The organism is Bradyrhizobium sp., assembly GCF_019242285.1.
GTDB lineage: Bacteria > Pseudomonadota > Alphaproteobacteria > Rhizobiales > Xanthobacteraceae > Bradyrhizobium.
In genome coordinates, this window is sequence record NZ_JAFAVV010000383.1 from 1 (window position 1) to 10,812 (window position 10,812).

Genomic DNA, 10,812 nt, shown 5'->3' on the forward strand with positions numbered 1-10,812 from the left:
TGGCAAGGCCTGGGGCGCGCTCGCGATGGGCATGGGCTCCCGCGCGCTGTTCCAGCGTGCCCAGGAACAGGCCTATTTCGTCGATGCCGTGAACACGCTGGCGCAAGGCCGGCTCGTGCCCGTGCCCGGCGGCGTGCTGATCCAGGACGGCACGAAACTGCTCGGCGCGGTCGGCGTCTCCGGCGACACCTCCGACAATGACGAGATCTGCGCCGTCGCCGGCATCGAGGCGGCCGGCCTGAAGGCGAATGCGGGGTGAATGGAGGCGGACCTCTATTCCTTCTCGAAGGCCTCGATGAAGCGCGAGAGAAAGTCGCGGAACGCGGCAATCTCTTTCGGCGAGAACGCGCCGAAGACCCGCTCCTCGATCGGCTCGACACGCTGACGCGCGCTGTGCAGCGCTTCACGGCCGACCTCGCTCATGTGCAGCTCGAGCACGTTGGCATGCCGTGGGTGCAAGGACCGCGAGATCAATCCCTGCTGCTCCATCGACTTCAGCAGGATCATCATCGCCTGCGGCGTCACGAGACAGGCGCGTGCCAGGGTCGCGGCGGTGATGCCGGGCTGACAATCGAGCTCGTGCAGCGCGACATATTGCGCCGGCGTCAGGCCGACGAGTTTCAGCGCCGCGCTCTTGGCGCGAAGCATGGCCTGCTCGGCCCGCTTCACCAGCATGCCGAGCCGCGGCTCCTCGCCCGGTGCTTTGCGCGCCGCCGTCCGGCGCGATTGCGATGGACGAGAGGGCCTTACTGCCACGGCACGATGGCGCCATTGCGGATCACGGTGCCGAACGGACCCGGCTCCTCGCGTCCGACATGAACGAGTTCGCCGTAAAGCTGCTCGTCGATCTCGGGCCGCAACGCGAAATCGATCAGGGGCCCCGCCACCTCGTCGGGCTGCGGCGCGCCGGCCAGATCGAGCCAGGCGCGGGAGGCCCCGGTATCGATCAGGCCCGGCGAGATCGACGCGATCAGGATGCCGCGCGACAGGTCCTCGGCGCGGCGCTGGCCCGCCAGCACCCGCACCGCCGCGACCTGCCCGATCTTGGAGGGGATGTTGATCCAGGCCGGCCACGCCTGGCCGGGCGCGCGCCCGGTGCGGACCGCATCCCGCCAGGTCGCGACGGCACGGTCGACGTCGTCGAGCGATCGCAGGTTCTGAAAGCGCGGATGCAGCGCCGGCGCCAGCGCGCGCAGGCTGCCGGCGCGGCTTGCCACCACCAGGAGCCTGCCGCCGTCGCGCAGCAGCGGCGACAGGCTGCGCAGCACGTTGGTGGTGCCGAGATTGTTGGCGGCGACATAATCATCGATGATCTCGGCCGGATCATCCTCGGGCTGAACCCGGGTGTAGTGATTGGAAAACACGATGTCGACGCCGCCATGGCGGTCGAGGAGCTGCCCGGCGAAGCGTTCGACCGCGTCGCGTCTCGAAACGTCCAGCAGCTCGCCACGCACCTGCGCCACCGAGCCGGTCAGTTTCTGCAGGGATTGCGCGATGCGGCCGGGATCGCGTCCCGTCAGGTAGACGACATCAGCCGGATCGAGCCGGCGGGCGAGACCTTGCGCCAGCGAGAAGCCGAGATTCCGCGTGGCGCCCGTTACGAGCGCTATTTTATTCATGGCTTGATTGTTATCAACATATTGATATAAGTCAAGCCTCTTTTAGAGCCGGCTATCGCGGCACGCGCCTTCCCGCCTCGTCCCAGAACGCGAGCATTGGCTCCACGAGCGCCTCGGGGCGATCCTCGGGAAAGAACAGCCGGCCGTCGGGAATTTCGATCACGCGCCGGGCGCCGGGGATCGTGTCCTTCAGCCAATGCGCCCACTTCCTGTCGAAGAAGATGTCGGCGAGGCCCCAGACGATGAGCGTCGGCACGTCGAGGCGCCGGAGCGCGCCGTGGATGGCGACGGTCTGGCGATGATCGAAGGCGAGCCAATAGCGCTGGAAGGCGTCGATCCGCTCCTGCGACGACAGCAGCGGCGCCAGATAGAGGCGGATGACGTCGTCGGTCAGGACCTGCGGATCGGCGTAGCTGCGGAACAGCGGCACCGACTCGCCCTTGGCATGGCGCTCGCGCGCCAGCTCGGGATGATCGAGCAGCGACCGGAAGGCCGGCGCCAGCGTTCCCTGCCGCGCGCGCTCGATCACCGGCAGCACCTGCGGCGGCGGCCAGCCGTCATGCACGTCGCAATTGGTCAGCACCAGCGAGCGGAGCCGATCCGGATGGGTTGCAGCGAAAATCTGGGCGATGGCGCCGCCGCTGTCGTTGCCGACGAGATCGACGGTCTCGATGCCGAGCGCATCGAGCACCTCGGCGATCATCCGCGCCTGCGCCGGGAACGAGACGTCCTGCCCCGGCGCGATCTCGGTGTAGCCGAGCCCCATCAGATCGATGGCGATGCAGCGCCGCCGGCCGCCCACCTTCGCCATCACATGACGCCAGTGATAGCCGTTGAGCGGCACGCCATGAACGAACAGCGCCGGCGGGCCCTCGCCGGTCTCGACATAGGCGATACGTCCGGAATCGACGCTGGCGAAGCGCCTGCTGGCGTGAAATGTCGCGATGTCCATGGAACCTCCGTCGGTTGCGGAGGCACGTTACGCAGGATGGCGCCCGGACGCTGTCACGATCTTGCGGAATTCGGCGATACCCGCCACCGTTGCAGTGCGCCGCAGGACCGCCGGCGTGCAGCCGAAGAATTTGCGGAAATGCGCGGTGAAGTGACTATGACTTGCGAATCCGGCCTCCAGCGCGATGGAGGTGAGATCGTCACCGCCGTCAAGCACCGCCGCGAGCGCGGATGACAGCCGCTCGCGCAGGACATAGCGATAGAGCGAGGTGCCGGTGATCTGCCGAAACACGTGGCACAAATGGAAGGACGAGAGATTTGCGATTCTCGCAAGCCTTGCGACATTCCAGTTGTCGGAAGGTGCCAGCGCCACCGCTTCCTTCACGCGCTCCAGAGCGCGGCTCTGCCGGACGTCGGTGGCGCGCCGAGAGCGTGACGCACCTGGTCCCGTCGCCCGGAGCGAGGCCGCAAGGAGATCAAGGCCGAGCGTTTCGGCCTCGAAGGCGTCAGCCTTTCGCGTCGCAAGCCTGGTCAGGAGCAGGCTCCGCAGCATCATGGCGTCGGGAGGAAGCAGGCCGTGCGATGCAGTATCGGCGCCATCCATCAATCCGGGCACGAGATCGGCGCCGAACCGCAGCGTGAGTGCGCGATCACCGATCGCGCCGGGGAAGCTGACGCGATACGGCGTGTCCGCTGCGACAAGAACGGCGTGGCTCGACGTGCCGGTCATGGCGCGGCCCGGGGCTTCATGCTTCGTGAACAGGCCGCTGACAGGCAGCACCATCACATTCGTGCTCTGCTGCTCGACATCGCCGCAGGCGTCGGAGCGCGGGCGCACCTCGACGAGGCCGATTTGAAGGCTACCGCTTTCGAACAGCGTCTTCCGTATGACGTCCACTCCGGCCCTGCCGTCCCGTGAAGCCCCCGACATCATGCATCACGCATCGTGAACGGCCAAGCGTCGCTTACGGCGTCTTCCTGCACCCCGCGAGGCAGGCCTCGTACTCACCGAAGCAGGTGTCGATCCGTGCCTGGTCGAACGCCGGCCCGAAGCAGGCGTTGAAATGGCCGGAGCAGCTCGCCGAACAGGCCAGGACCGGCGCGCTGGGCGCGTCGGCGACCGCCTCGGTCGAGCAGGTGCTGGCGAACGGCACGTTGCTCCATTGCCACTCGAAGGCGTGGCCATCCATGTCGACGCATTTGCGGACATGGACCGGCCGCGGCGTATCTGTTGCAGCGTCCGCGCCCGCGTGCGCCTGGCTGCACGCAAGCAGGAACGCCGTTGCGGCCGGCCAGAACCATCGTGAGCTTCGCAGCAACATCGGCAGGTTGCTTCCCGTGTTGGCAGACCGTTCGATTCGACCGCTTACCACAGCGCGGCGAATCCGTCGCCGCACCCAAACGAAAATGAACCTCAAGCGTCCGTGACCTCCGCCACGGAACGGCCTGGGGCCGGCTACCGCCGGCCCCCATCCGTTACTCCACGATCTCGGTCACGATCCCCGCACCGACAGTGCGGTTGCCTTCACGGATCGCGAAGCGCGACCGCTCCTCCAGAGCGATCGCATCGTTGAGCTCGATCACGAGCTCGGCGTTGTCGCCCGGCATCACCATCTCGACGCCGCTGCCGAGGGCGACGGTGCCGGTGACGTCGGCGGTGCGGAAGTAGAACTGCGGACGATAGTTCTTGAAGAAAGGCGTATGACGCCCGCCCTCGTCCTTCGTCAGCACGTACACCTCCGCCCGGAAGGCCTTGTGCGGCTTGGCCGCGCCGGGCTTCGACAGCACCTGGCCCCGCCGCACCGTCGCCTTGTCGATCCCGCGCAGCAGGCAGCCGACATTGTCGCCGGCCTCCCCCTGGTCGAGGACCTTCCGGTAGGTCTCGATGCTGGTCACCACGGACTTGCGGGTGTCGCCGAGGCCGATGATCTCGACCTCGTCGCCGAGCCTGACTGTGCCGCGCTCGACCAGCCCGGTCACCACGGTGCCGCGGCCGGAGATCGACTGCACGCCCTCGATCGGCATCAGGAACGGCCGATCCTTCGGCCGCTCGGGCAGCTCGACATAAGTGTCGAGCGCCTCGAACAGTTTCAGGATCGCCTGATCCGCCAGCGGACCGCTCTCGCCGCGCAGCGCCTGGATCGCGGAGCCGCGCACGACCGGCGCGTTGTCGCCGTCGAACTGGTACTTCGACAGGAGATCGCGCACCTCGATCTCGACGAGATCGACGAGCTCCGGATCGTCGGCGACATCGCACTTGTTCAGGAACACCACGATGCGCGGCACGCCGACCTGGCGCGCCAGCAGGATGTGCTCGCGCGTCTGCGGCATCGGTCCGTCGAGCGCCGAGACGACCAGGATCGCGCCGTCCATCTGCGCCGCGCCCGTGATCATGTTCTTCACATAATCGGCATGGCCCGGACAGTCGACGTGCGAGTAGTGGCGCGCCGCCGTCGAATATTCGACGTGGCTCGTCGCGATGGTCAGGATCTTCGAGTCGTCACGCGTACCTTGCGCGGCCGACGCCTTGGCGACGTCCTGGTAGGAGACGAACGCGCCCCAGCCGTGATCGGCCGAGACCTTCGTCATCGCCGCCGTCAGCGTCGTCTTGCCATGGTCCACGTGCCCGATCGTGCCCACGTTGCAGTTGGGCTTGAGGCGAGTGAACTTCTCTTTGGACATGGGACACCTGTGGTGCTCGAGCTCCCGTGCTGGTTTGCACGACTCGGGGCACCGCGAGAGCTCGTTTCGGCACCCGGAGCCGCTTCCGCTCCGGGGCCGCGCTTCTCGATGTCAGGTGAGAGGTTCGGTCAGGCCCAAAGCAGAATAGCGGCGGACGAGGGCATTAGCCCTCCCGTCATCATCATCGATGATGCTCGCTGTGACTGCCGCATGTGGGTTGCCTGGGTCGCTCTTGCTGCGAAATGAGATGTGTACATAGGAGATGGTCGCACCTTTGGCAAGAGGCGGGCGCGTGCGCCATCAAACCTCGCCGCCCTACGCTCTCGCCAGCCGGATAACGCGCAATTTACCCAACTCGGCGCGAAATTTTGCTGCAAATTGAAAAGCCGAGCGTCGGCATAGCGGGTACCCGGACTCGTCCGAACAGATATCCAGCCTGCCGGAGCACGCCCCCCAGAGGGGAAACGGCGTGCCGATGCGGATGAGAATCGACAGCGCGGGTTTCCATGCAATGAACCGATACAGGCAGGCGCGATGCACCTGCCGGCATCCAACGAGACGGAGACGGCGAAATGGGCAGCATGAGAAAAGAAACCGACAGCCTTGGTGTGGTCGAGGTGCCCGAGGACAAGCTGTGGGGCGCGCAAACTCAGCGCTCGCTCGCGCATTTCAGCATCGGCCAGGATCTGATGCCTCGCGAGATGATCACGGCCTATGCGACCTTGAAGAAGGCCGCAGCCATCGCAAACCACGCCAGCAAGCGCCTCGATGACCAGCGCTACAAGCTGATCGTGCAGACCTGCGACGAAATCCTCGGCGGCCAGCACCACGACATGTTCCCCTTGCACGTCTGGATGACCGGCAGCGGCACCCAGTTCAACATGAACGTCAACGAGGTGATCTCCAACCGCTGCTCCCAGCTCGCCGGCACGGCGCTCGGCAGCCACGCACCGGTCCATCCCAACGATCACGTCAACATGGCGCAATCCTCGAATGATACATTCCCTTCGGCGATGTGCATCGCGGCCGCGGTCAACGTGAAGCAGCGTCTCGTTCCGGCGGTCGCGGCCCTGCGCGACGCCATCGACGCCAAAGCGAAGGCGTGGGACGACATCGTCAAGATCGGGCGCACCCACATGCAGGACGCCACGCCGCTGACCCTGGGGCAGGAATGGTCCGGCTATGCCGGGATGTTATCCGACGCGCTGGAGCACATCGAAGCGGCGTTGCCGGGGGTCTACCGCCTGGCGCTCGGCGGCACCGCAGTGGGCACCGGCATCAACTCGGCGCCAGGCTTTGCGGAAGCTGCGGCCGCCGAGATTGCCAGGCTGACCGGCCTGCCCTTTGTCACGGCTCCCAACAAGTTCACGGTCCAGGGCAGCCACGATGCGCTGGTGCAGCTCTCCGGAACGCTCCGCACCCTGGCGGTGTCGCTGTACAAGATCGCCAATGACATCCGCCTGATGTCGTGCGGACCGCGCGCCGGATTTGCCGAGCTTGATATCCCCGAGAACGAGCCGGGCTCGTCGATCATGCCCGGCAAGGTCAACCCGACCCAGTGCGAGGCGCTCACCATGATCGCGGTGCAGGTGATGGCCAACGACGTCGCCGTGGGCTTCGGCGGCGCCGGCGGCTACCTGGAGATGAACGTCTACAAGCCGCTGATGATCTACAATATCACGCACTCGGTCACGATCCTCACCGACGGCTGCACGAATTTCCGCAGGTTCCTGGTCGAGGGCACCAAGCCGAACCTGAAGAAGATCAACGAATATGTCGAGCGGTCGCTGATGCTGGTGACGGCGCTCTCTCCCGTCATCGGCTACGACAAGGCGTCCAGGATCGCCCACTATGCCATGGACAACGACCTCACGCTGAAGCAGGCCGCGCTGAAGCTCGGCTTTGTCGACGAGGCGGAATTCGATCGCGTCGTTGACCCGAGAAAGATGGTGAAGCCATACGTGGCAACCGACGCACATTGAGCCGAGTGCGTCGGCAGCGGCGCCTGCGAGACGGTCCCGTTGCTCCGCTTCCAGGATTCGCGCCATGCCGCGGCAAGGCGGCTTGCGAGTCTCGGGATCGGGGCACTGCCGCTCCGAGGCGGCGGTCCTGGGGGTGATTCCGATGACTGTGGATGAGCAATCGCAATTGATCCTGACGTCTGCGAAGGTGCTGTACGTCAACGGACAGGCCACCGAGCAAACCGTGGGCGCGGCCGAACGCCTCGCTCGCGCGTTAGGCCTGCCGGCCGCGATCGCGCCGAGCTGGGGAACGCTACAGCTCGTGGCCGATCAAGGGCAGGACAGGCTGACGTTCCAGGTCGCAGCCGATCCCGTCGGCGTGGACATGGACCGTGTGGCTTCGGCGATGCAACTGGTCGACGCCATCGAGTCCGGCCGCCTCGCACCGGACATCGCCATCGAGAGCATCGAGGAAATAGCGCGCGCGGCGCCGGCGCCGAGCTGGCTGTTCGCGCTCGCCGCCGCGACCGGCGCCGTAGCCCTGGCGGTCATTTTCGGCGTCCAGCATTTTGCGGCCGCGGGCCTGATATTTGTGAGCGCCGGCGCGGGCGCATTCCTGCGCCGCGTCCTGGCCAAGCTGAGCACAAACCTCTTCCTGCAACCGTTTTGCGCAGCCCTCGTCTCCGGCCTCATCGGGGCGGCCGCCGTGCGCTACGACCTGAGTTCGTCGTTGCGCCTCGTCGCGGTCTGTCCGTGCATGGTCCTGGTGCCTGGCCCGTTTTTTCTGAACAGCGCGCTCGACCTGATCAACGGCCGAATATCGCTCGGCGCCGCGCGCCTGCTTCATGCCATGCTGATCGTGGTCGCGATTTCGGTCGGGCTGCTGCTCGGGCTGACGCTCCTCGGCGTTTCGCTTCCGGCCGATCCGCCCGGCCGGTCCGTGCCGCTGTGGCAGGACGTGATCGCCGCCGGCGTTGCGGTTGCCGCCTACAGCGTGTTCTTTTCCTCGCCGTTGCGCATGCTGCCATGGCCGGTTGCGGTCGGCATGCTCGCCCATGCCTTGCGCTGGTTCACCATTGCACAGCTCGGTTTCGGCGCCGCCACGGGCGCCCTGGTCGCCTGCATTGCGGTCGCCCTGATCCTCACGCCGGTTTCGCGGCGAACACACATGCCGTTTGCGGCGATCGGCTTCGCCTCGGTGGTGTCGATGATCCCCGGCGTCTACCTGTTCCGGATGGCGAGCGGCCTATTACAGATTGCCGGCGGCTCGCAGACCACGATGGAACTGATCGGCGCGACGACCACCGACGGCTTCATTGCCGGGATCATCATCCTGGCCATGAGCATCGGTCTCGTCGTTCCCAAGCTGGTCATCGACCATTTCAGCGATCGCTCGGTGCGCGCCAGATCGTAGCGTGGACCAAGCGGCCGCGTGCACAGAAGCGCGCCACGCAAAGACGGACTCGTCCGACGAAGCGCACAGGGCGAAGGCGGAAGCGTGCCCACCCTTCAAAGCCATGCCGTCGAGACATGGTGCACGGCGCTCCGCGCGATGCGCAGCATCGTCGCGCGCGCCTTGGCCCATCCTACGACTGCTGCCTCCCTGCACTAGGGGCGCGGCGGGCCGTGATCGACGCCCGGATCTCGCCCGGCGGCTGCCATTGCGAGCCGGCCGAAATAGTGCGCCCAGCCTCTGGCATGGGCGGCGACCTGCACCTCGTTGGGCAGTCCCGTGTGCGTCATCCGCAACAGCGTGCCGCCATCCTGGTCGATCAGGTCGATCTCGATCAGGCTCGATCCCGGTGGCACCTGTTCCCTGCCCTCCCAGCCGAAGCTGTAGGCGAGCCGGTGCACGGGCACGACCTCGCGGAATTCGCCGCGCGCCACATTGCTTCGCTCGCGCACACCCTTGACCAGGTAGAGTCCCCCCGGACGCGGCTCGGTCGCCGCTTCCGCGCCCATCCAGCTCACGATCTTGTCCGGATCGGTCAGGAACGCGAACACGGTCGCCTGCGGGGCGGCGATATAGGTTTCACGGTGGATCACGAGCGGTTCGGTCATCGATGCCTCCTGGAACGCGTTCCAGAACATAGGGATTGGTCTTCCAGGAGGAAAGCCGTGACAAGCATGGCCCTCGACCGCATGATCCGCCCATGCAGCTCCCCTCGACGCTTGCCTTTCTGGTCGACACCGCCGCGGACGCCGCGGGCGCCGACCGGTTCCTGGCGGAGCTCGGCGCGCATCTCGTCAACGACGGCGTGCCGCTGGTCGGTGGCGCGCTCACGCTCGATGTGCCGCATCCCCTGATCGCCCGGCGCACCTGGCTGTGGCGCACCGAGGACGGAGAGGTCATCGAGGCGCTGGGCTTCGCGCCCGGCGGCCCGCTGGCCGCGCTGGAGGCGAACCCGGCCGGCGACGCCAGCCGGCGCTGGCTTGCCGGGCTCGCGGCCGGCCCGGCGCATGAGGATATCGTCGGGCTGCGGCCGGATGGCCCCCTGCTCGGCTGGATCGGGCCGCGCCCTTTCACGGTCGGCGAGATCGATCGATTGCGCGAGGCCGCGCGTTTCGCGGCGGCGCCGCTGGCCGCGCTCGCGGCCCGCGCCACCCTCGAGGCGACGCTGGACGCCTATCTCGGCAAGCGCAGCGCTGCGCGCGTGCTGGCGGCGCCGCTCCGGCGCGACCCGGGCGAGACCATCCAGGCCGCCCTGCTCTATGCCGATCTGCGCGGCTTCACCGCGCTGTCGGAAGACCATCCGCCCGCGGAGGTTATCGCCGCGCTCAACGCCTGGTTCGACCGTATCGCAGGCGCGGTCCACGTCTTCGGCGGCGAGGTGCTGAAATTCATCGGCGACGGCATGCTGGCGATCTTCCCGGTGATCGAGGAATCGCCGCGCAGCGCCTGCGACAACGCCGTACGCGCGGTGTCCGCCGCGCGCAGCGGGATGCACCATCTCGACGAGGAGCGCCGACGGAAGGAATTGCCGCCGCTGCCGTTCGGCGCCGCGCTGCATCTCGGCGAGATGCTGTGGGGCAATATCGGCGCCGCCGACCGGCTCGATTTCACCGCGATCGGCGCCGCCGTCAATCTCGCCAGCCGGCTGGAGGGATTGTGCCGGCCGCTCGGCCGCACGGTGCTGATCTCGGGCGCGCTCGCCGCCGAAACCACGGTGCCGCTGGTCGCGCTCGGCACGCATGCGCTGCGCGGCGTCGCCTCGCCCTGCGCGGTGTTCACCCTGCCGGAGCAGTGACGCGCGCCGGAGCCTTCCGCGAGTCGCCCGACGGGCTGCCGAATTGCGCGATGTCCGCTGCCGATCGGGCCGGCACGGCCCGCAAAACGGCGCAAAATCAATGCGCGAAAAACCGAAATTCACGAGCCGGCTCAAGGCGGAATCGGCTGTCCAGATCTCCGTACGAAAATATTCTTGATTTCTTTTTTTCTGAATTGTGTCATTAATCCATCCATCCCGCCTCGTCAGAGGGCGTATCGCGATCGTCACGGGACGTGAGGCGGGGATGCGGTGGACGCGACGGCGCGCGAGACGAGCGCACTTCGTTGCGGACGGCGAAATCGTGTGGTCCTGGCGCCGCGACGCTGGCGT

The 10,812-nt window shown here is 66.9% G+C and carries 11 protein-coding genes; 4 read left to right on the forward strand and 7 right to left on the reverse strand.

The features are described from left to right. Positions 1-259: heme-binding protein (locus JOY90_RS14830; protein ID WP_291691868.1), on the forward strand; the 259-nt coding region annotated here is incomplete at its 5' end. 14 nt (positions 260-273) lie between these two features. Here JOY90_RS14830 and JOY90_RS14835 read toward each other — a convergent pair. The 6 genes from JOY90_RS14835 to tuf form a co-directional block, all read right to left on the reverse strand. Continuing rightward, positions 274-675: a MarR family transcriptional regulator gene (locus JOY90_RS14835; RefSeq protein WP_291691869.1), complete on the reverse strand. Its 402-nt coding sequence runs from the start codon at positions 673-675 to the stop codon at positions 274-276. A 71-nt stretch (positions 676-746) separates the two neighbouring features. Continuing rightward, positions 747-1,619, reverse strand: a complete 873-nt coding sequence (locus tag JOY90_RS14840) for an SDR family NAD(P)-dependent oxidoreductase (protein WP_291691870.1) — start codon at positions 1,617-1,619, stop codon at positions 747-749. Positions 1,620-1,671: 52 nt separating this feature from the next. Further along, the gene (locus JOY90_RS14845) at positions 1,672-2,571 is read right to left on the reverse strand and encodes an alpha/beta fold hydrolase (RefSeq protein WP_291691871.1); all 900 of its coding nucleotides are present in this window, start codon (positions 2,569-2,571) and stop codon (positions 1,672-1,674) included. A gap of 27 nt (positions 2,572-2,598) precedes the next feature. Then, positions 2,599-3,468 carry an AraC family transcriptional regulator gene (locus JOY90_RS14850; protein ID WP_291691872.1) on the reverse strand — a complete coding sequence of 290 codons (870 nt, stop codon included), beginning with the start codon at positions 3,466-3,468 and terminating at the stop codon, positions 2,599-2,601. Between the two features lie 67 nt (positions 3,469-3,535). Continuing rightward, positions 3,536-3,892 carry a hypothetical protein gene (locus JOY90_RS14855; RefSeq protein ID WP_291691873.1) on the reverse strand — a complete coding sequence of 119 codons (357 nt, stop codon included), beginning with the start codon at positions 3,890-3,892 and terminating at the stop codon, positions 3,536-3,538. A 154-nt stretch (positions 3,893-4,046) separates the two neighbouring features. After that, positions 4,047-5,252 carry an elongation factor Tu gene (gene tuf / locus JOY90_RS14860; protein ID WP_291691874.1) on the reverse strand — a complete coding sequence of 402 codons (1,206 nt, stop codon included), beginning with the start codon at positions 5,250-5,252 and terminating at the stop codon, positions 4,047-4,049. Positions 5,253-5,824: 572 nt separating this feature from the next. Between tuf and fumC the strand changes: the two genes are divergently transcribed. Both fumC and JOY90_RS14870 read left to right on the forward strand, forming a co-directional pair. Further along, positions 5,825-7,234 (forward strand): class II fumarate hydratase, encoded by a 1,410-nt coding sequence (gene fumC, locus JOY90_RS14865; protein ID WP_291691875.1) that lies wholly within the window; start codon positions 5,825-5,827, stop codon positions 7,232-7,234. A gap of 142 nt (positions 7,235-7,376) precedes the next feature. After that, entirely contained in the window at positions 7,377-8,627 is a 1,251-nt protein-coding gene (locus JOY90_RS14870; RefSeq protein WP_291691876.1) for a threonine/serine exporter family protein, read from the forward strand. A gap of 194 nt (positions 8,628-8,821) precedes the next feature. On the opposite strand, the gene JOY90_RS14875 is transcribed toward JOY90_RS14870, so the two are convergent. Next, positions 8,822-9,274, reverse strand: coding sequence for an SRPBCC domain-containing protein (locus JOY90_RS14875; RefSeq protein ID WP_291691877.1), 453 nt, complete (start codon positions 9,272-9,274; stop codon positions 8,822-8,824). 92 nt (positions 9,275-9,366) lie between these two features. On the opposite strand from JOY90_RS14875, the gene JOY90_RS14880 reads away from it, so the two are divergent. Then, positions 9,367-10,461, forward strand: coding sequence for an adenylate/guanylate cyclase domain-containing protein (locus JOY90_RS14880; protein WP_291691878.1), 1,095 nt, complete (start codon positions 9,367-9,369; stop codon positions 10,459-10,461). Positions 10,462-10,812: the final 351 nt, after the last annotated feature.